Origin of the sequence: Albibacterium bauzanense, from assembly GCF_004339765.1 — a bacterium.
GTDB lineage: Bacteria > Bacteroidota > Bacteroidia > Sphingobacteriales > Sphingobacteriaceae > Albibacterium > Albibacterium bauzanense.
On the sequence record NZ_SMGO01000001.1, the window covers coordinates 320,940 to 341,151 of the forward strand.

General features: G+C 35.8%; 19 protein-coding genes. 7 read left to right on the forward strand and 12 right to left on the reverse strand.

Annotated features, from left to right (window positions below; translation table 11 throughout):
* Together C8N28_RS01405 and C8N28_RS01410 are read right to left on the reverse strand one after the other, a co-directional pair.
* Positions 1-204, reverse strand: a complete 204-nt coding sequence (locus C8N28_RS01405; RefSeq protein ID WP_132220819.1) for a fructose-6-phosphate aldolase — start codon at positions 202-204, stop codon at positions 1-3.
* Between the two features lie 21 nt (positions 205-225).
* Positions 226-1,290, reverse strand: coding sequence for an acyl-CoA reductase (locus C8N28_RS01410; RefSeq protein WP_132220821.1), 1,065 nt, complete (start codon positions 1,288-1,290; stop codon positions 226-228).
* Positions 1,291-1,423: 133 nt separating this feature from the next.
* Here C8N28_RS01410 and C8N28_RS01415 point away from each other — a divergent pair, with 133 nt between their 5' ends.
* Positions 1,424-1,774: a 4Fe-4S dicluster domain-containing protein gene (locus tag C8N28_RS01415; protein ID WP_132220823.1), complete on the forward strand. Its 351-nt coding sequence runs from the start codon at positions 1,424-1,426 to the stop codon at positions 1,772-1,774.
* A 40-nt stretch (positions 1,775-1,814) separates the two neighbouring features.
* Here C8N28_RS01415 and C8N28_RS01420 read toward each other — a convergent pair whose 3' ends face one another.
* Positions 1,815-2,285: a universal stress protein gene (locus C8N28_RS01420; protein ID WP_132220825.1), complete on the reverse strand. Its 471-nt coding sequence runs from the start codon at positions 2,283-2,285 to the stop codon at positions 1,815-1,817.
* An 85-nt stretch (positions 2,286-2,370) separates the two neighbouring features.
* Here C8N28_RS01420 and C8N28_RS01425 point away from each other — a divergent pair, with 85 nt between their 5' ends.
* Entirely contained in the window at positions 2,371-3,165 is a 795-nt protein-coding gene (locus C8N28_RS01425) for a C40 family peptidase (protein WP_132220827.1), read from the forward strand.
* Here the strand turns inward: C8N28_RS01425 and C8N28_RS01430 are convergent.
* Genes C8N28_RS01430 through hisG form a run of 9 tightly spaced genes read right to left on the reverse strand, consistent with a single transcriptional unit; the run spans position 3,143 to position 11,246 of the window.
* Positions 3,143-4,078 carry a WD40 repeat domain-containing protein gene (locus tag C8N28_RS01430; protein ID WP_132220829.1) on the reverse strand — a complete coding sequence of 312 codons (936 nt, stop codon included), beginning with the start codon at positions 4,076-4,078 and terminating at the stop codon, positions 3,143-3,145. The genes C8N28_RS01425 and C8N28_RS01430 overlap by 23 nt on opposite strands.
* Positions 4,079-4,122: 44 nt before the next feature.
* Positions 4,123-4,749 (reverse strand): bifunctional phosphoribosyl-AMP cyclohydrolase/phosphoribosyl-ATP diphosphatase HisIE, encoded by a 627-nt coding sequence (hisIE, locus tag C8N28_RS01435; RefSeq protein ID WP_132220831.1) that lies wholly within the window; start codon positions 4,747-4,749, stop codon positions 4,123-4,125.
* The gene (gene hisF, locus C8N28_RS01440; protein ID WP_132220833.1) at positions 4,730-5,521 is read right to left on the reverse strand and encodes an imidazole glycerol phosphate synthase subunit HisF; all 792 of its coding nucleotides are present in this window, start codon (positions 5,519-5,521) and stop codon (positions 4,730-4,732) included. The genes hisIE and hisF overlap by 20 nt, the downstream gene beginning before the upstream one ends.
* Positions 5,491-6,225, reverse strand: coding sequence for a 1-(5-phosphoribosyl)-5-[(5-phosphoribosylamino)methylideneamino]imidazole-4-carboxamide isomerase (locus C8N28_RS01445; RefSeq protein ID WP_132220835.1), 735 nt, complete (start codon positions 6,223-6,225; stop codon positions 5,491-5,493). The genes hisF and C8N28_RS01445 overlap by 31 nt, the downstream gene beginning before the upstream one ends.
* A 17-nt stretch (positions 6,226-6,242) precedes the next feature.
* Positions 6,243-6,848, reverse strand: a complete 606-nt coding sequence (gene hisH / locus C8N28_RS01450) for an imidazole glycerol phosphate synthase subunit HisH (protein WP_246012691.1) — start codon at positions 6,846-6,848, stop codon at positions 6,243-6,245.
* 8 nt (positions 6,849-6,856) lie between these two features.
* The gene (hisB, locus tag C8N28_RS01455) at positions 6,857-8,011 is read right to left on the reverse strand and encodes a bifunctional histidinol-phosphatase/imidazoleglycerol-phosphate dehydratase HisB (RefSeq protein WP_132220837.1); all 1,155 of its coding nucleotides are present in this window, start codon (positions 8,009-8,011) and stop codon (positions 6,857-6,859) included.
* Between the two features lies 1 nt (position 8,012).
* Positions 8,013-9,065: a histidinol-phosphate transaminase gene (gene hisC / locus C8N28_RS01460; protein WP_132220840.1), complete on the reverse strand. Its 1,053-nt coding sequence runs from the start codon at positions 9,063-9,065 to the stop codon at positions 8,013-8,015.
* Between the two features lies 1 nt (position 9,066).
* A complete protein-coding gene (gene hisD, locus C8N28_RS01465; RefSeq protein WP_132220842.1) occupies positions 9,067-10,374 on the reverse strand; it encodes a histidinol dehydrogenase in 1,308 nt (435 codons plus the stop codon).
* Positions 10,375-10,394: 20 nt separating this feature from the next.
* On the reverse strand, positions 10,395-11,246 hold the full coding sequence (gene hisG, locus C8N28_RS01470) for an ATP phosphoribosyltransferase (RefSeq protein WP_132220844.1): 852 nt from the start codon (positions 11,244-11,246) through the stop codon (positions 10,395-10,397).
* Between the two features lie 410 nt (positions 11,247-11,656).
* On the opposite strand from hisG, the gene C8N28_RS01475 reads away from it, so the two are divergent.
* The 5 genes from C8N28_RS01475 to C8N28_RS01495 all read left to right on the forward strand — a co-directional run bounded on the left by C8N28_RS01475 (position 11,657) and on the right by C8N28_RS01495 (position 20,206).
* On the forward strand, positions 11,657-14,107 hold the full coding sequence (locus C8N28_RS01475) for a glycoside hydrolase family 31 protein (RefSeq protein WP_132220846.1): 2,451 nt from the start codon (positions 11,657-11,659) through the stop codon (positions 14,105-14,107).
* A gap of 17 nt (positions 14,108-14,124) precedes the next feature.
* The gene (gene glgB / locus C8N28_RS01480) at positions 14,125-16,044 is read left to right on the forward strand and encodes a 1,4-alpha-glucan branching protein GlgB (RefSeq protein ID WP_132220848.1); all 1,920 of its coding nucleotides are present in this window, start codon (positions 14,125-14,127) and stop codon (positions 16,042-16,044) included.
* A 7-nt stretch (positions 16,045-16,051) separates the two neighbouring features.
* Positions 16,052-17,470: a glycogen synthase gene (locus C8N28_RS01485; protein ID WP_132220850.1), complete on the forward strand. Its 1,419-nt coding sequence runs from the start codon at positions 16,052-16,054 to the stop codon at positions 17,468-17,470.
* Entirely contained in the window at positions 17,467-18,741 is a 1,275-nt protein-coding gene (locus C8N28_RS01490; RefSeq protein ID WP_132220852.1) for a glucose-1-phosphate adenylyltransferase, read from the forward strand. Before C8N28_RS01485 ends, C8N28_RS01490 begins: the two co-directional genes overlap by 4 nt.
* A gap of 196 nt (positions 18,742-18,937) precedes the next feature.
* A complete protein-coding gene (locus C8N28_RS01495) occupies positions 18,938-20,206 on the forward strand; it encodes a dihydroorotase (RefSeq protein WP_132220854.1) in 1,269 nt (422 codons plus the stop codon).
* Positions 20,207-20,212 lie beyond the last annotated feature (6 nt).

The window sequence follows — 20,212 nt, forward strand, 5'->3', positions numbered from 1 at the left end:
TTAAAGTTCTAATTTTGTTATTTTACCAAAAGGAATGTCACTAACTAATTTCATGATAACATCCTTTTTGGAGCCTAAACCAACCTTATCTAATGATTTATCAGGTCTATCTACCCGAAAATAGGCCAATAAAGTAAATTCATCATCACGTAATTGAACATAGTCTGGAATTTTTGCAACGCCTTTTACTTTAATGATGTACATATCTTCAAAGTTAACCATAAACTAGCTATTGGCCTTTAAAAAATCTAAAATATTTACACCATCAGCATAATCAACTAAACCAGGTAACTGACTTGTACCAAAGCCTGTCAAGGGAATTTCCAAATCTTGCATTGAATTTGATCCCTGAATAGCTTCTTCACATACAACGCATTGGATACTATCTTTATTCTCCTCTAAATGAGTTTCTACGAAACTGAACAAGTCATACTCTTCAAAATAAACAACACCAAGAGGGGAGGCAAAACGGGTATCTGCTTTTAATAATAAGAAGCCATTATCAAGATGTTTATCTCCGTTCACTAAATAAATGGCCTTATTATATTCATAATTATTATTGTATTTATAATGATTACTGATGGATGAAAATGACTCTATTGCTTCAAAAAACAAAGAATAATTATAATTCTTTGGAAAGAATATCTTGGAAACATTCCGACATCCCAAACCAAAATAGTCAAATAAATCATGCCCTAATTTCCCTAAATCACTCTTAGTTTCCTTACCTGTGATAATAGCTACTGAATTTCTGTTCTTTCTGATTATATGAGGAGTCTTTTTAAAGTAATAATCAAAATAGCGTGAACTGTTATTGCTGCCGGTTGCAATCACCAGATCAAAATTTGACAGGCGATCTACCAAGTTGATTTTAGCTTTAAAAGCGGGTTCGATTTCTATTAACCTTTTTAATAAATAGGGAATAAGAAGTTTATCATCGGCCGAAGCCTTAACCTGGACATTAAATCCTGCTATTAAACACGATAATACATCATGAAAGCCTACCATAGGAATATTTCCAGCCAATATTAAACCAACCGTTTTATCACTATCATTTTGGAAATACTTTGAATAGGGTTCAATCCATGCTCTCAAATCCACCAGATTTAAAAGTGCAAGATTTGCTTGCAAAGCCTGCTCAACATTGCCAGGTGTAAACCAAGGGTTTTGAAACTGAGACGATTGAATTATTTCATTTAGCGTTTGAGTTCCTTCGGAGAATGTTTGAATTTCATTAGATAACTGAGATCCAAGATTTACAAATGCCTCAATGCGTTGATTACTTGTCAAAATATGTGTTTTTTACTTGAATGTCTTAAGAATACTTTATATTTGTCTACAAAAGTAGGAAACTTATTCCACGCATTAGAAACGTTTTCTATTTAGGATAAAATATAATATTTAAACAATATTTCAAATAATAATGGCAATTATAATTACAGACGAATGTATTAACTGTGGGGCTTGTGAACCTGAATGTCCAAATAATGCAATCTACGATGCAGGTGAATCTTGGCGTTACTCAGATGGTACATCATTAACCGGAATGATTGATTTCGGTGGTGGAAAAACAGCCGATGCCGACGAACTTCAAGCTGCCATTTCAGATGAAGTGTATTATATAGTTCCCGACAAATGTACAGAATGTGTTGGGTTTCATGATGAACCTCAATGTGCAGCTGTATGTCCTGTTGACTGCTGCGTTGATGACGAAGATAGACGTGAAACAGAAGAAGAACTGCTTGCAAAGAAAGCATTCTTACACGCTGAATAAATAAATACAAAACTTAATAAAACAGACCTGTAATTCCTTATTATTGGTCTGTTTTGTTAGGCACAATAAGAACCGGACATATAGAACGTCGTGCCACTCCTTCAGCAACACTTCCTGAAATGAAATGATCGAAACCAGTCCTTCCATGTGTTCCTAAAATAATAAGATCAGCATTCCATTCATTGGCTGTTGCTAAAATTTCAACTCTTGGATTTCCAACTTTGCTAAAAGTAACAAGCTCTTTATCACTATCCCAAATAGATCCGTAACGCTCCAATACAGATTTTGAAGTTTCCTCTTGCATATCTATTATTTCAGGCATAACCAAAGGTTGCTGACCTAAAAGGGGATCTCCTGAATAAGTAGAAGAGGGCGGATCCATCACATTTAATAAGGCAACATGTGCATCCATAAGACGCGCTAAATGAAAACCATATTGAGCAGCCTTTTCAGAATAAGGAGAATCATCGATAGCAATCAGGATTCTTTGAAAATTATTAATAGCAGCCATAACTTTAGTTTTTATTTTAAAGATAACAAATAATGATTAATCGGGTTTTAAATAGTAGTTTTATATTTGCCCTCAAAATAGATTTATGACACAATATGGAATTTGCAGTTTATCCCTAATACCTCTGCGTGCAGAACCTTCACATAAAAGTGAAATGACTTCCGAGGTTTTATTTGGCGACTGTTTTGAAATTTTAGATGAGCAGCAGTCTTGGTCATTAATAAAATTAGCCCACGATAATTATGAAGGTTGGGTAGACACTAAACAAATCACGCCTGTAAATTTTGATTTATACAAAGAGATAACGCATCATGTACAAGCTGTTTCAGATCTTTCTTCGCATGGTATCTTGATGAGATTAGGGCATGACGAGATGTTACATATATTACCAGGAAGCACACTTCCATTATTACAGGAAGATGGTTTATTTACCATTGGTGAAACCGAATATATGTTTTTAGGGCTTTCCATAAATCCAGATGCACGTAATATCACCAAAGAAATAGAAGAAGTTGCAAGGTTCTATATTAATGCACCTTATTTATGGGGTGGACGCAGCATGTTTGGCATCGATTGTTCCGGATTTACGCAAATAGTATATAAGCACTTTGGTGTAAAAATTCCAAGAGATGCATATCAGCAAGCAGGTGAAGGAAAAACTATTGATTTCTTACAAAAAACACTTCCGGGCGATCTGGCATTCTTTGATAGCGAAGACGGTAAAATTGTTCACGTCGGAATTCTACTTAACGATTCAGAAATTATTCACTCATCAGGTAAAGTGAAAGTCGACAAAATAGATGAAAACGGAATATTTTCTTTAGAAGAACAGAAATACACACACAAGCTTAGAATCATTAAGAGGCTGGCTCATTATTAAGCCCTACACTCCAAACGAAAGCCAACTTCTCGTCTCCGACAGATATTAACTGATTAGCATTACTATTCCATACTATTTTATTAATAGAAAGCTTATGGGCATCGTATCCTTTTTCAAAACTAACCGTTTTTAAAAGCTTAAAATCGTTTGCATCCCATAGTTTAATACTTTTGTCGCGACTACCTGTTGCGAAAACAGGTAGGGTAGGATGATAGGCAATGCTGTAAACAGTATACATATGCGCTGTTATGTGCTCTATTCTTGAAAAATCAGAAGTAAGATAAATATTGAGTTTAGCATCGCGCCCTCCGGATAAGAAGTATTTTCCATCAGGAGAAAAGCACAAAGAAGTTATTGGCATGGTATGATCCTTTAAAAGATATTTAAAGCTGTAGTCATGCGCATCATAAATATAAATTCTCGCATCTTTGGTCCCAAAGGCAATGGTTGCTTCCGTAGGATCTATCGCAATTACACGCACTGTTTGATTGGAAATATCAAGGTGATGAACTTTTTTATAGGTCTTCAAGCACCATACACTAACTGTGCCGTCTTCAGAAGAGGCAATTAATTCATTCTTGCTCGCCAAAAATTTAAGATCAAAGACCGGTTTAGCATGAAATAACAATGTTTCAATTACTTCATGAGAATCAAAGCTGAAGATATTTATTTTACCGCTTCGCTCTCCAATGGCAAGAAAGTTTAAGGAAGGAATATAATGAAGTGCATATACGGAAGACTCAACAGGTAAGAGTACCTTATCGAAAGTCATTTTATCTAAATCCCAAAGTACAATACCCTTGTCGTTTCCAGCTGTTAATAGCTGATTAGGCTTAGCACCATTTTCAACAGTATATATGGGATTTTGATGCCCACTTAAAATGGCATCTAACTGCACGGAAAGCTTCAACATAGCAATAATCTTTTTCGTAAAAATATACTTTACGAAGATATTGGTTATTTATGTCTGCTTTCTAAGTTCTTTGCAATCTTTTTAAGTGAAATCTTTTTTTCCTGTAATAAAACCAATAAATGGAACAATAAATCGGACGACTCATTGATGAAATCCTTATCAGTTTCTCTCAATGCTGCAATTACCGTTTCAACAGCTTCTTCACCAACTTTTTGTGCAATCTTAGTTACTCCTTTTTTCCTTAACTTATTTACATACGATTCCTCGCTTGGGAATTCATAGCGCTGACTAACAATTTGCTCCAGCTCAAATAAGAAATTCTGATTATACTCAGTATTAAAGCAACTGCGTGATCCTGTGTGGCAAGTAGGCCCTTCGGGTTTTGCTTTAATCAACAGGGTATCATTATCACAATCTATATGCGTAGATTTAACTTCAAGAAAATTCCCACTCTCTTCACCCTTAGTCCATAATCTATTTTTAGAACGGGAGAAAAAAGTTACCCTTTTATCTTTTTGAGTAAGCTCCCAGGCTTCAGCATTCATATAGCCTAACATAAGAACTTCTAGCGTTTGAAAATGCTGTATAATTACAGGAACTAGTCCATTATTTTTACTAAAATCAATCATGATTTCTTTTTTATTCTTCTTTTTATCTTGTACAGATTCCATTTCTTTTTAATTCTTTCTTTAAGTCGGGAATACTTATTTCTCCATAATGAAAAACCGAAGCAGCTAATGCGGCATCCACATTTGCTTTTTGGAATACATCTGTAAAGTGCTGCATATTGCCAGCGCCACCGGATGCTATAAGAGGAATAGTAAGATTTAAGTTAATTTCACTTAGTAAATCGCAATCAAATCCATTTTTGGTGCCATCATAATCCATAGAAGTGAGTAGAATTTCTCCAGCTCCTAGTTCCTCAGCTCTTTTAACCCATTTAAAGGTTTCCCAATCTGTTTTTAACCTTCCACCATTTAAATGAACATAATTCTGCCCATCAATAAATCGGGTATCTACAGCAACCACAACAAACTGCTTTCCAAATGCATCTGCTAATTGCTTAATTAGATCAGGATTTCGAACAGCAGCAGAATTGATTGATATTTTATCAGCACCAGCATTCAACAAAGCATCGGCATCCGCTATTTCAGATATTCCTCCACCGATCGTAAAAGGAATATTAATCTGCTCAGCTACAGCCTTTACCAAGTCAAGCGTAGTTTTTCTCCCTTCATTCGTAGCAGAAATATCCAAAAACACGAGTTCATCGGCACATTGCTGAGAATATTGCCAGGCCAATTCTACCGGATCTCCGGCATCTCGTAAATTTATAAAATTAACACCTTTAACAGTACGGCCATCTTTAACATCTAAACAAGGAATGATGCGCTTGGCAAGAGTAGAGGAATTTAAAATTTTATCAGTGAACGTAGGTTCCATTCTTTTATTTCTTCAATGCTAATTCGGTTCTCATAAATGGCTTTCCCTACAACAGTAGATTCAACTCTTAACTGAGCAAGTTCTCTCACATCATCCATAGAGCTTATACCGCCAGAAGCGATGAGTTTGATAATAGGGGAGTGATCCAGTAATTTCTTATACAATTCGATTCCTGCACCTCCCAATTTACCATCCTTATTAATATCTGTACATAGAAAACGGAAAAAACCAAGCGATAGGCAACGATCTATGTAATCGATTAATTTCACAGGAGAACTTTCCATCCACCCTGAATATTTAATAACTTCATCTAATACATCGATAGCAATTATAACCTGATCTGAACATTTTAGCTCACTCAGTTCGTCTAGAAAACTTGGATTAGTAACTGCCTGGGTTCCTACAATAACTCTAAAAACACCTTCATCGGTTAGTTTCTTTACCATATCAATACTACGGATTCCACCGCCATATTGAATCTTCATATCTACTTTCTTTACAATATCAAAAAGATGTTGTTGATTTGTAAAATCTCCTTTAGCACCATTTAAATCAATGATGTGAATAATTTCGGTACCATTTGCCTGGTACTTCTCAATCATCTCTTCAAGGCTAACATCATAGGATGTTACGTCTTTATAATTACCCTCTCGTAAACGAACAACTTTTTTGTCTAAAATATCTATAGCCGGTATGATATACATGTTATGCTCCTGATTGGTTATATTGTTGAAAAATTCTTAAGTATTAATTCTCCTGCATCTCCTGATTTCTCGGGGTGAAACTGTACACCATAGAAATTATTATTCTGTACTATAGCAGAGAATGAAATTCCATAGTTGCAAGAAGCGACGGTAAATTTAGGATTATATTCAATATAAAACGAGTGTACAAAATAAAAGTATGTTTCTTGAGGAATACCTTTCATTAATTCTGATTCATTCACCTGTTTTATGGTATTCCAGCCCATATGTGGAACCTTTAAATCAATTCTTCCTTCAAAATTAAGAGTCCGCAAAGGAATCAATTTAAGTAAATCAACATTTCCCTCTTCTGAATAATCAGTCAAAAGCTGCATACCTAAACAAATGCCCAACACAGGCTTCTTCAATTGCAGGATAGAATCAATCATTCCACTTGCTTTTAATTTCCCCATTGCCTTAGCAGCATGCCCAACACCGGGAATAATTATTCGATCGTAATTATCAAGCTCTTCAGGTCTATTAACCATTCCATATCTCAATCCTTGCCGCTTTAAAGCTGCAGTCAATGAGAAAATATTCCCAGCCCCGTAATTAACAATTCCTATAGAAGAATGTTTTTTCACTTTATTAATTATAATAAGCCCTTGGTACTTGGTAATTGCATATTATCTGCATCTCGTTTAATAGCCATCTTTATTGATTTTGCGAAAGCTTTAAAAATAGCTTCAATCTTATGATGCTCATTTTGACCCTCTGCTTTAATATTGAGATTACATTTAGCAGCATCTGAGAATGATTTAAAGAAATGATAGAACATCTCAGTAGGCATTTCTCCAATCTTTTCACGTTTAAATTCTGCATCCCATACTAGCCAGCTTCTTCCACCAAAATCAATTGCAACCTGGGCCAGGCAGTCGTCCATTGGTAAACAGAATCCATAACGAGCTAAACCTCGCTTATCTTGCAGTGCCTCTAAAAAAGCTTCTCCCAAAGCAATACCTGTATCTTCAATAGTATGGTGCTCATCAATATGTAAATCGCCTTTAGTCGAAATCTTTAAATTAACTCCTCCATGACGTGCTAATTGATCAAGCATATGATTAAAAAATGCAATTCCGGTTGATATATCAGACTTTCCTGAACCGTCTAAATCCAATTCAATTTCAATATCAGTTTCGTTTGTCTTTCTAGTATGTTTTACTTTTCTCTTTCCTAACTTCAAGAATTCGTAAATAGCTCGCCAAGAACCTGTTTCAATAGCTACCGTAGCTGGGTCAATCTCTAAATTCTCATTAATACCAAGCGCAGGGTTATTGTTTAACCAAATAGCCTTTGCTCCTAAATTCTGTGCTAATTTCACATCGTTTACCCTATCCCCAATAACGAATGAATGTTTTAGATCATACAATTCGGAATTAAAATACTCAGTAAGTAAAGCTGTTCCAGGTTTACGGGTAGGAGCATTTTCATGAGGAAAAGTTTTATCAATGTGTTCTGCAATAAAGTTAATACCTTCTCCTTTTAATGTATTTATGATAAAGTCGTGAACAGGATGAAATGTTTCTTCAGGATAAGAATCAGAACCTAAACCATCCTGATTACTTACTAAAACTAATTTAAAATCAAGTTCTTTCGCAATACGGGAAAGATATTGAATAGCTTCAGGGTAAAAGGTTAATTTTTCAAAGCTATCAATTTGCTCATCTTCAGGTTCTTTGATTAACGTTCCATCACGATCAATGAACAATAATTTATAAGCCTGACTTCTAAGTGTACTTTCTGACATGTTATTTGTAATTATTTAAAGACTCAAGCAATAAATCGTTCTCTGCCGGTGTTCCAATAGTAATTCGTAAACAACCTTCACATAATGAGACTTTAGAACGATCACGAACAATTATTTCATGATCAGCCAAATGGTTGTAAATGGAAATAGCATCTTTAGTTTTCACTAAAATAAAATTAGCATCTGAAGGATATATCTTCTCCACAAAAGTAAGCTCAGCTAACTTTTCAATCAGCCTGTCTCGTTCCAATGTAGTTTCCAAAATCCATTTATTAACCATATCAACTTGCTGAAGGCCTTCAAGTGCTAGTTCCTGAGAAGATTGATTGATATTATAAGGCGGCTTTATTTTATTAAATACCTCTATAATCTCTTCACTTGCAAAAGCTATTCCTACACGTAAACCAGCTAAACCCCAAGCCTTTGATAAAGTTTGAAGAACAACCAGGTTTCCATACTCTGTAAGTTCTTGAATAAAAGATTTCTGACGTGAGTAATTGATATATGCCTCATCTACTACAACCAATCCGTTAAAATTCGCTAACAGCGTTTCTATGTCCTCTCTATAAATTGAATTCCCCGTCGGATTATTAGGAGAACATACAAAGATAATGCGAGTATGTTCATCAATTGTTTCTGCAATTGCTTCTAAATCCAGTTGGTATTCTGAATTCAGATTAACATGCTTAACTTCAACATCATTAATCGCCGCTGCCACTTCATACATCCCATAAGTAGGAGGTAGGATTAGGATATTATCATGCTGAGGATTGCAAAATGCACGAATAAGAATATCAATAGCTTCATCACTGCCATTACCTAAAAAAGTATTGGCCACAGGAACTCCTTTAATTTTACTGATTGCCTCTTTTACACTAATTTGTAAAGGATCAGGGTAACGATTAAAGTTTTTATCGAGAGGAGATCCGTAAGCATTTTCATTTGCATCTAAGAAAACAGATGCCTTCCCCTTAAACTCATGTCTGGCACTTGAATAAGGAGTGAGATTCTTTATATTTTCTCTAAGAATCGACTGAATATTAAAATTAGACATGTTATTTATTCTTTGATTGTAAATGTTTTAATCGTATGCTAACTGCATTCTTGTGTGCTTGTAAACCTTCGATCTCGGCAAGTATTTCTATCGTAGGACCTAAGTTAAGGATTCCATCTTCATTAATTTGTTGAAAGGTAATTTTCTTAATAAAGGAATCAACCGAAACTCCCGAATAAGCCTTCGCATGCGCACTTGTTGGCAAAGTATGATTAGTTCCAGATGCATAATCTCCCGCACTTTCAGGAGTTAAATGACCATAAAATACAGAGCCGGCATTCATTATCATCCTGCTATAAGCTTCCGGCTCATCTACTGATACAATAAGATGCTCAGGAGCATAATCATTACAAAATATCATAAGATCCTGTTTAGAATCAAACAATATACTATAAGAGTTTTCAATGGCTTTTTTAGCAATCTCTGCACGAGGCAAAACCTCTATCTGTTCCCTCAGCTCTTGCTGAACCTGTTCAATAAGAGTTTTACTGGTACTTAATAAAACAGCCTGACTGTCTTTACCGTGTTCTGCCTGAGCAAGTAAATCGGCAGCAACAAAGGCCGGGTTACTTGTATCATCACCGATAACTATTACTTCTGAAGGTCCGGCAGGTATATCAATAGCTGTATTGGCATTCAATTGTACCAGCGTTTTTGCTTGTGTAACGTATTGATTTCCTGGCCCAAATATCTTGTCTACTTTAGGAATACTTTCTGTACCATAGGCCATAGCTGCAATTGCTTGTGCCCCTCCTGCACTATAAATCGTATCTATTTTTAATAGCTGTGCACAATAAGCGATGTAGGGATTTATTTTACCATCCGGCTGCGGAGGCGAACAAACTACTATTTCTTTACAACCTGCTATACGTGCTGGAACAGCCAACATTAAGAATGTACTAGGCAAAACAGCTGTTCCACCAGGAATATAAAGTCCAACCCGTTCAATAGGCCTATTTTCTCGCCAGCAGCTTACACCGTTTGTAGTTTCAACCTGTTTCTCTTTAGTCAATTGATAACGGTGAAACATATAGATATTATTAAACGCAATTTCTAACGCTCTTTTCTGATTACGATCTACTGTCTCTGCTTGCTGATTAATTTCGTCTTCATCAATTATTAAAGATTTCAATGAAACCTTATCGAATTTTTCAGCATAGGATATCAATGCCCGATCTCCGTTCTCTCTTACTTCAGCAATGATTTCCTCAACTTGTTTTTGAATCTTGTGATCTGAATCAGAGTTACGTAATACCAGCTTCTTTTTATCTTCAATAGTTAATTGACTATATTCAAAATACGCTAACATTTATTCTTTATTAACCAGATTTACACAATAATTTTTTCTATTGGCATAACCACAATTCCTTGTGCACCAGATGCTTTTAAAGCATTGATTTTTTCCCAAAAATCTTGCTCAGAAATAACTGTATGTACTGCAACCCATCCTTCTTCTGCAAGAGGGATAATAGTTGGGCTTTTCACACCTGGTAAAAGGGTTAAAATAGAAGGTAGATTTTTGCGCTCTACGTTTAATACCACATATTTAGTTTCACTGGCACGTAAAACAGATTGAATTCTTTGTAATAATTCTTCAACGATCGAATCATGTTTGATATCTTTCTTACCGATCAAGACCGCTTGCGAAGATAATACATCTGCAAAAGGTTCTAAGCCGTTACTTTTTAAAGTCCCGCCGGTTGATACAATATCACAGATAGCATCACTCAAACCTAACCCGGGTGAAATTTCAACCGACCCTGAAATCGTACGAATACTAGCATCAATCTTATTCTCTGTCAAGAATTTCTGTAAAATTATCGGATTAGAAGTAGCAATTGATTTGCCATTCAACTCTTGTAACGATTCATAATTCTTTCCCTTTGGAATAGCAATTTTTAAAGTGCATTTCCCAAATCCAAGTTTTTGAAGGTATTCAACATCTACCTCTTTTTCCTGAATTACGTTTTCTCCAACTATACCCAAATCGGCAATGCCATCTTGAACATATTCAGGAATATCGTCATCGCGCAAGAACAGAATTTCAAGCGGAAAATTATTAACAGAAGTGATAAGTGAACTTTTATAGTTCTCGAAGTTTAATCCGCAATTTTTAAGAAGTGCTACAGATTTTTCGTTTAGACGGCCAGATTTTTGTATGGCAATTTTTAATGCTTTCAAAAGATATATTATTAATAAAATTAAACATTGGGGTTACGCTCCACGTAGAAACATACTATTTTATATCGCCACAATGGCGATGGAAATGTAAGTGATGTGTGAAGGTGTAATTCATGTTGTGGAGATAATTATTAATAGCACTATATATTGCAAATATAATTGCAATTTAGACAATACCAAATAAAAATCTAAATAATAACTCGCTTTAGTTGAAATATTCCAAAATCACGAGAATAATTCATTCATTTAATTCTACGACCAATTAAACAATGGTTGTTATCATCAAAGTCTTACAAAAAGAACATCGGAAACTCAAGCCAATATTTTATAGTAAAATACGATTTGTTTACTAATGTAAATAATGTAATTTGCTTACGATATATCTTAAAAAAAAACAGAATCGAATTAATATGGTGGAAGAGTTTAGAGTGACTAAAAGTTTAAAAGAAAAAATAAGCGATCAATATGAAGAGGACATACATCATGTTAATAATCCTGTACTTGATCCTCCCAAAATTGAAAAGAAGTATTTGGGTAGAATAACTCAGTATCTTCAGAAAGGTAATAGCTTTTATTTCCATGATAATAAAGCTACAGTAGAAATTAAAGTTGTAAGCGATGAGATCATCAGAGTTCGTTTGGCTCCTAACTCCAGTTTTCTTTCCGATTTTTCATACGCAGTTGATAATGTAAATCAACATGTAGACTTGTATGAACTAGATGAAGATAATGAGAACTATCGGGTGAAAACCAACACGGTAACCTGTGTACTGAATAAAGAAAACTTTCATATTTCTTTTGAAAATAGAGATGGAAAAATAACCAATCAAGATCACGCTCCCATGCACTGGGAAGAAAACGATGACTTTGGAGGTTACTACGTTTATTGCACCAAACAAGCAAAGGAAAATGAAGGTTTCTTTGGATTAGGGGATAAGGCTAGCCATTTAAATTTAAAGGGCAGGCGCTTAACGAATTGGAATTCTGATACTTATTCATTTTCATTTAATCAAGATCCTCTATATAAAAGCATTCCTTTCTATTTGAGTCTACACGAAGGAGAATCTTATGGAATTTTCTTTGATAATACATTTAAAACTTACTTTGACTTTGCTAGTGAAAAAACAGATCAAACTAGCTTTTGGTCAGAAGGAGGAGAGCTTCAATATTATTATATTCACGGACCCTCTATGACGGATGTAATAAAACGTTACCATAATCTTACAGGCACCCATTATTTACCACCTACCTGGGCATTGGGCTATCACCAATGTCGGTGGAGCTATTACCCGGAAAGTAAAGTAAGAGACCTTGGACTTCAATTCCGGAATCGCCAAATTCCTTGCGATGCGCTCTATCTCGATATTGATTATATGGAGGGATACCGGTGTTTTACATGGAATAAGCGTTATTTTCCTGATCCAAAAGGGATGATTCAGGATTTAGCTAAAGATGGTTTTAAAACTGTCGTAATGATTGATCCTGGAATAAAAGTAGATGATAATTACTGGGTATTTCAGGAAGGTAAAAAAAACAACTACTTCTGTAGAAGAGGGGATGATTATTTTATGGAAGGATATGTATGGCCTGGTCGTTGTCAATTCCCTGATTTCACCAACCCACAAGTCCGCGCCTGGTGGGGAGGTTTGTATGAAGGATTAGTTGAAAGTGGAGTAGCGGGTGTTTGGAATGATATGAATGAACCTGCTGTTTTTGGTGGCAGGGTATTTCCAAATGATGTTCGTCATAATTACGATGGTCACCATGGGTCTCATAGAAAAGCACATAACATCTATGGAATGCAAATGGTTAGAGCAACATACGATGGATTGAAAAAACTTCAACCCAACAAAAGGCCTTTTACCATTACCAGAGCCGCCTATGCAGGCACTCAACGCTATGCATCAGTATGGACAGGTGATAATGTTGCAACCTGGGAGCATTTAAAAATGGGATCCTTGCAGTTACAGCGCTTATCGATGTCAGGCTTGCCTTTTTGTGGAACTGACATTGGTGGCTTTAGTGGCGAACCTACTGCAGAATTGTTTACAAGATGGATTCAATTTGGGGTCTTTTCTCCTTTTATGCGTGCACATTCTGCAGGCGATACAGCAGAAAGAGAACCTTGGAGCTTTGGTGAAGAATACGAGAAACTAAATAGAAAGTTTATTCAACTAAGATATAAACTGTTACCCTACATCTATACTGTTTTCAGGCAACATGCCCATGATGGCTCACCCATTCTAAATCCTCTAATTATGCTTGAGCAAGAGGAGGTAAGTAATCTGCAACGAGAAGAAGAATTTGCTTTTGGTGATAAAATACTTGTTTCCCCTGTTTTAGAAGCCGGTCAGCAACAGAAAACAATCTACCTTCCAAAAGGCAAGTGGTATGACTACTGGACACATGCTTTAATACCTGGAGGTATGGAGCATCAATTTGACACTCCACTAGATAAAATGCCGATTTTTATTAAAGCAGGCACTGTATTGCCAGAGCATCCTGTCATGCAATATGTAAATGAGAAAACAATTGAGATCCTTGATTTAAATGTATTCTATTCAGAATCACATGTTGAATCAAGTTTATACGAAGATGAAGGAGATTCATTTGCTTATGAACATCAGGGATACGTAAATAAGAAATTCATAGTTAAGGGTACTGCAAGTTCCTTAGAGATTACACAAGAGGTTGAAGGTTTATATACAGAGTCGTACCATGAATACCGTGTTAATATTATTGGCTTACCTTTTGAATTAAAGACTGTACTTGTTGACAATGAAATAATCAACTTTAGTCAAAACGAACTTGGTAGTACAGTTGTTATAGGAAAAAGGTTTAAAAGCATGCTACTTAAATAACCACCAAAAATCTAACTATGCTAAATTCTGTACAAGCTTATTCTAAGTTTTCTGATTTTGATATCAGTCTATTTCGCGCAGGCAAACACTATAAGCTTTACGAAAAATTTGGCGCTCATGAGCTGCAATTTAACCAGCAAATAGGAACTTATTTTGCTGTTTGGGCTCCCAATGCTGATGCCGTTTCAGTCATAGGAAATTTCAATGGTTGGAATCGTTTTTCCCATCCGTTATTGTTACGCTGGGACCAATCAGGCATTTGGGAAGGCTTTATTCCTCAAGTAAAGAATGGAGAAATCTATAAATATGCCATTAGTACAAAAACGGGTGAGGTACTTGAAAAAGGAGATCCATTCGCTTTTCAATGGGAAGAACCACCTTTAACAGCGTCTGTAGTAAATACTACCTGGTATGAATGGAAAGATAATGATTGGATGACAATCCGTCATTTGAAAAATGCTTTGAATGTGCCACTAGCTGTTTATGAAATGCATTTAGGCTCGTGGATGCGAAATATATCTAATCCATCTAAGTTTCTGACCTATGAAGAAATAGCTGAAAAACTGATTCCTTATATCTTAGAGGCTGGCTTTACACATGTAGAGTTTATGCCTGTTATGGAGCATCCTTACAGTCCGTCATGGGGCTATCAAATTACAGGCTTTTACGCTCCAACAGCTCGCTTTGGCTCACCACAAGGATTAATGTACTTAATAGAACAACTTCACTTGAATGATATTGGAGTAATTTTAGATTGGGTGCCATCTCATTTTCCGGGAGACGCCCATGGTTTGCATAAGTTTGATGGAACCTTTTTATATGAACATGCAGATCCTAAACAGGGCTATCATCCCGATTGGAATTCATACATTTTCAATTATGGCAGAAATGAGGTAAGATCTTTCTTAATCAGCAATGCTATTTATTGGTTAGACAGATATCATGTTGATGGCTTAAGGGTAGATGCGGTCGCTTCTATGTTATACCTCGATTATTCTCGAAAAGAGGGAGAGTGGATACCCAATGAGCTGGGTGGCAGAGAAAATTTAGAGGCAGTATCGTTCCTTAAAGAATTTAATGAAACAGTATATAGCGAATTTCCAGATGTTCAAACCATCGCAGAAGAATCAACAGCTTGGACAGGCGTTAGCAGTCCGACTTTTCAAAATGGATTAGGTTTCGGAATGAAATGGATGATGGGATGGATGAATGACACACTTGATTATTTTAGTGGAGATTCTCTCTTTCGAAGATATGACCATGGAAAAATAACGTTCAGTACCGTTTATGCCTTTACTGAAAATTTCATGTTACCGCTCTCTCATGACGAGGTAGTACATGGAAAGAAATCGCTTGTATACAAAATGCCAGGCGATAATTGGCAACAATTCGCTAATCTTCGTGCACTTTATTTATATATGTACACGCATCCGGGAACAAAGCTATTATTTATGGGCTCTGAGTTTGCTCAAACTTCTGAATGGAACTTTAATCAGTCGCTCGATTGGCATTTGATGCAATATGAACCACATATTGGTATATTTAAATTTATCCAAAAACTAAATACCATTTATAAATCTGAACCGGCATTATATGAAGTATCTTTTCGACAAGAAGGTTTTGAATGGATAGAATATGGAGATGCTCAAAACTCTGTACTTGTTTACCTTCGAAAGGGCCATCATGTAGATGCAAACTTATTAGTAATCCTAAATTTAACACCAGTTACACACAATGATTACCGGGTTGGTTTACCCGCATCCGGACAATGGGATGTTATTCTTAACTCAGACGATCTCGAGTTTTATGGCTCTGGAGTTGTCCAGGACTCTGTTTTAAGTGAACCAATCGCTTGGATGGGACATGCACACTCTGCCATTATAAAACTACCACCATTAGGAGGATTAGTTTTAAAGCGACAACCAAATCTAATTTAATACAGCTATGAAGGTATTTCATATCAGCGCAGAATGCTATCCTGTTGCAAAAACTGGTGGCTTGGGCGATGTAGTAGGAGCATTGCCAAAATATCAAAACCTATTGGGTATCCAGGCAGCTGTTATTATGCCTTGGTATGACAAGCCATTTGTAAGAGACCATAAGTTCGAGAAAGTATACGAGTCAGAATTTAAGCAAGGTTCACAATTTTACTCATTCGCAATTTTAAAAGAAACCACAAATATTTTGGGTTTTGAAATCTATTTGGTCAAAATTCCCGGACTATTAGATCGTACTGAAATATATAGTTATCCGGATGAAAGTAATCAATTCATAGCCTTCCAGCACGCATTGCTGAAATGGATAAGTGATCAAAATATTGCACCCGATTTATTTCATTGTCACGATCATCATAGTGGCCTTGTTCCTTTTTTTATTGAAAATGCAGAAGAATTTAAATCATTAAAAGGCATCCCGACCCTTGCTACCATCCATAATGCTCAATACCAGGGATGGATGGGCTGGCAACAAGCTATTTTAATGCCCTCCTTTGATTCCAATAAATGGGGTTTATTAGACTGGGATAAAAATATTAATCCATTAGCTTCTCTCATTAAATGCTGTTGGGCTTATAATGCAGTTTCGACGGGTTATTTAAAAGAACTTTTTAAAGAAGCAAACGGTCTTGAAAGTCTTTTCTTTTCTGAAAAAGAGAAAGGCTATGGAATTATCAACGGTATCGATGAAGAGATATGGAATCCTGAAACAGATCCATTCCTTCATAAAAACTACAGTGTTAGAACAGTAATAACGGGTAAAAAAAGCAATAAAAAGGCCTTATGTGAAAGCTATGGTTTAGATCTGGAATTACCATTATTGGCATTTATCGGGCGCTTTGCACTCGAAAAAGGAGCAGATTTATTACCAGGCTTTGTTCAGGAATTAGCGCAAAAATTTACCGGAAAAATAAACTTTATCGTCTTAGGATCTGGAGATATACATATACAGGAAGCCTTAACCCACCTACGTGAGAAAGGAAATACAGCAGTAATTATTGGATATAATGAAAAACTTTCGCATCAAATTTATGCATCTGCTGATTATTTAATTATGCCTTCCAGAGTAGAACCCTGTGGCCTAAATCAATTATATGCCATGCGTTATGGCACCATTCCTATTGTTCGGAGCATTGGAGGTTTAAAGGATACAGTAACCGATTTATCGAAGAATAAGGCCAACGGAATTGTTTTTGAAGAAGTTTCCTTACGTAATATGGTTCAAGCAATAAAACGCGGATTAAAACTGTATGAAGAGTCAAAAGTATTTAATAAATTACAAAGAGAAAACATGAAGCTGGATTATTCATGGAAAAGCTCTACAATGAAATATATACAGTTATATGAAAACTTAATTAATCGCTTATGAAACCCAATGTGATTTCCATTGTTTTAGGGGGAGGAAGAGGAACTCGTTTAAATCCTTTAACGTTAACGCGTTCAAAGCCGGCTGTGCCCATAGCCGGAAAATACCGATTGGTTGATATACCTATTTCTAACTGTTTAAATGCAGGTTACAACCGTATTTTTGTTCTTACACAGTATAATTCAGCTTCCTTAAATTCACATATTAAAAACACCTATAATTTCAGTGTTTTTGAGAAGGGTTTTGTTGATATTCTTGCTGCTGAGCAAACAAACGATGGGGATAAATGGTATGAAGGAACAGCCGATGCTGTTCGACGAATAAACAGGTATCTTGAAGCGCATGAATATGAATACATTCTTATTCTTTCAGGAGATCAACTCTATCAAATGGATTTCCAAAAGTTGATTGATTTTCACATCGAAAAGAATGCAAAAATTACCTTAGCAACTATTCCGGTAAATGCGAAAGATGCTACCTCATTTGGAATTCTAAAATCGGATGAAAACGACCGGATAACTTCCTTTATAGAGAAACCAAAAACTGAGTTGTTGGTCGACTGGAGCTCTGAAGTAAGCGATTCAATGAAAGGGCAGGGCAGAGAGTATCTGGCTTCCATGGGAATTTATGTATTCAATAAACATGAGTTATTAAATTTATTGGAAACAACCGATGGACTTGACTTTGGCAAAGAATTAATACCTCATGCAATCGAACATTCAGACGTATATAGCTTTCAATATGATGGATACTGGACAGATATCGGGAATATTGATTCTTTCTTTGAAGCAAATATTGGTTTAACAGACGATATTCCTCTATTTAACTTATTTGATTCAAACACAATATATTCACGCTCAAGAATGCTTCCACCTTCAAAATATGCAGGTTGTTTACTTGATCGTGTAATCGTAGCAGGAGGATGCATTATTAATGCAGATAAAATAGAACGGTCAGTAATAGGCGTACGTTCCAGAATCGGAAAGGGAACAGTAATACGAAATACTTACATGATGGGTTCAGATCATTATCAAAACCTGGACGATATAGTGGCAGCTCAAAAGGCAAATAGGCCACTTGTTGGTGTAGGCGAACGTTGCTATATTGATAATTGCATTATCGATAAAAGTGCTTGTATTGGAAACGATGTTCGAATTACTGGCGGAGAACACATAGAAGATGGTGATTTTGAAACACATACCGTAAAAGATGGTATTGTTGTTATTAAGAAAAAAGCTATTCTTCCAAACAATACAGTTATTGGATCTAAGTAATTTTGAGAAATACAAAATATTCGTTATTCATTAACGAGTATTTTGTATTTTTGTTCTTTAATGGAAGATATCCAAAAGCAATCTTTGTTTTGTCTTAAACAAATTTCTTTATTCCTTCTCGCAAGGAATAGTTCTGAATTATTGATGACCTTCCATTTCTCAAGATTATCTCAATCCCTAAACTTCACCTACACCTATGGAAAGACTGATTATTCAATCTGCTAATATTCTTTTTCCTGATTCTAAGTTCTATAAACAATCAGCTGATGTTTTAATTGAAGATGGAATTATAAAAGCCATTGAAGCACCTGGAAAACTTACGGTTAGCAAGGGAACTAAGCTTATAGCTGGTGAAAACCAGTTCCTGGCACCTGGCTTTTTTGATTTGAATGCAAATTTTGGAGAACCGGGTTTCGAAACAAAAGAAGATTTTATAACAGGTTGCGCTACCGCAGCAGCCGGTGGTTTTACAGGGGTGGTTTTACAACCCAATACCAATCCTCCTTTACACAGTCGTTCAGAGATTGCATTTATTGTTAACAGTGCCAAAGATGCACCGGTTGATATATATCCCTTAGGAACTATTACCAAGAACAGAGAAGGAAAAGAGCTTGCAGAATTATATGATATGAAATTGGCTGGTGCTGTCGCTTTCAGTGATGGAGACCGAAGCTTACAACATGCAGGATTAATGAGCAGAGCCCTTTTATATAGTCAAGGCTTTGACGGGTTGATATTCTCATATTCAGAAGACAAGTCGATTGCAGGAAAAACTAAAATGAATGAAGGAGAAATGAGTACCTATCTCGGGATGAAAGGAAATCCGAATATGGCAGAGGAGCTCATGATTTCCCGTGATCTGTTCCTGGTTGAATATAACGACTCTCCTATCCATTTTAGCACAATCAGTACAGCAGGGGCCGTAGAGCAAATTCGAAAGGCGAAGAAGAAAGGTCTTAAAGTTACATGCGATGTTGCCGCTCATCATTTACTTCTAACAGACGATGAGTTAATTTCATTTGACAGCAACCTGAAAGTAAGACCTCCTTTACGATCTAAGGCTGATAGAGATGCATTGATAAAAGGATTAAAAGATGGAACCATTGATGCCATCGTATCTCAGCATACCCCACACGAAGTTGAATATAAAAAAGTAGAGTTTGAAATAGCCGAATTCGGAATAGCCAGCTTACAAACTGTTCTACCTATGTTGTTAAAAGCAAAACTATCACTTGAATTGATTATAGAGAAGCTAGCTATAAATTCACGGAAGGTGCTAAACATAGAACCAATCCAACTTAAAGTTGGTGAACAGGCGAATCTAATTTTGATTAATCCGAATGAATTATGGATATTTGACAGCAAGTCTAATCGCTCAAAAGCAAACAATAACCCTCTTTTTAATTCAGAGTTAAAGGGAAAGGTAAGTTTATTAATACATAAAAATAAAACTTTAATCCTTTAAAATCAT

Excerpts from the sequence above, each read along its gene's own strand:
- C8N28_RS01405 (WP_132220819.1), bottom strand. The coding sequence starts at position 204 with ATGTACATCATTAAAGTAAAAGGCGTTGCAAAAATTCCAGACTATGTT.
- C8N28_RS01420 (WP_132220825.1), bottom strand. The coding sequence starts at position 2,285 with ATGGCTGCTATTAATAATTTTCAAAGAATCCTGATTGCTATCGATGAT.
- hisF (WP_132220833.1), bottom strand. The coding sequence starts at position 5,521 with ATGGAACCTACGTTCACTGATAAAATTTTAAATTCCTCTACTCTTGCC.
- C8N28_RS01485 (WP_132220850.1), top strand. The coding sequence starts at position 16,052 with ATGAAGGTATTTCATATCAGCGCAGAATGCTATCCTGTTGCAAAAACT.
- C8N28_RS01495 (WP_132220854.1), top strand. The coding sequence starts at position 18,938 with ATGGAAAGACTGATTATTCAATCTGCTAATATTCTTTTTCCTGATTCT.
- C8N28_RS01415 (WP_132220823.1), top strand. The coding sequence starts at position 1,424 with ATGGCAATTATAATTACAGACGAATGTATTAACTGTGGGGCTTGTGAA.
- C8N28_RS01425 (WP_132220827.1), top strand. The coding sequence starts at position 2,371 with ATGACACAATATGGAATTTGCAGTTTATCCCTAATACCTCTGCGTGCA.
- C8N28_RS01475 (WP_132220846.1), top strand. The coding sequence starts at position 11,657 with ATGGTGGAAGAGTTTAGAGTGACTAAAAGTTTAAAAGAAAAAATAAGC.
- hisIE (WP_132220831.1), bottom strand. The coding sequence starts at position 4,749 with ATGGAATCTGTACAAGATAAAAAGAAGAATAAAAAAGAAATCATGATT.
- hisD (WP_132220842.1), bottom strand. The coding sequence starts at position 10,374 with ATGTTAGCGTATTTTGAATATAGTCAATTAACTATTGAAGATAAAAAG.
- C8N28_RS01445 (WP_132220835.1), bottom strand. The coding sequence starts at position 6,225 with ATGTATATCATACCGGCTATAGATATTTTAGACAAAAAAGTTGTTCGT.
- hisB (WP_132220837.1), bottom strand. The coding sequence starts at position 8,011 with ATGTCAGAAAGTACACTTAGAAGTCAGGCTTATAAATTATTGTTCATT.
- hisC (WP_132220840.1), bottom strand. The coding sequence starts at position 9,065 with ATGTCTAATTTTAATATTCAGTCGATTCTTAGAGAAAATATAAAGAAT.
- C8N28_RS01490 (WP_132220852.1), top strand. The coding sequence starts at position 17,467 with ATGAAACCCAATGTGATTTCCATTGTTTTAGGGGGAGGAAGAGGAACT.
- glgB (WP_132220848.1), top strand. The coding sequence starts at position 14,125 with ATGCTAAATTCTGTACAAGCTTATTCTAAGTTTTCTGATTTTGATATC.
- C8N28_RS01430 (WP_132220829.1), bottom strand. The coding sequence starts at position 4,078 with ATGTTGAAGCTTTCCGTGCAGTTAGATGCCATTTTAAGTGGGCATCAA.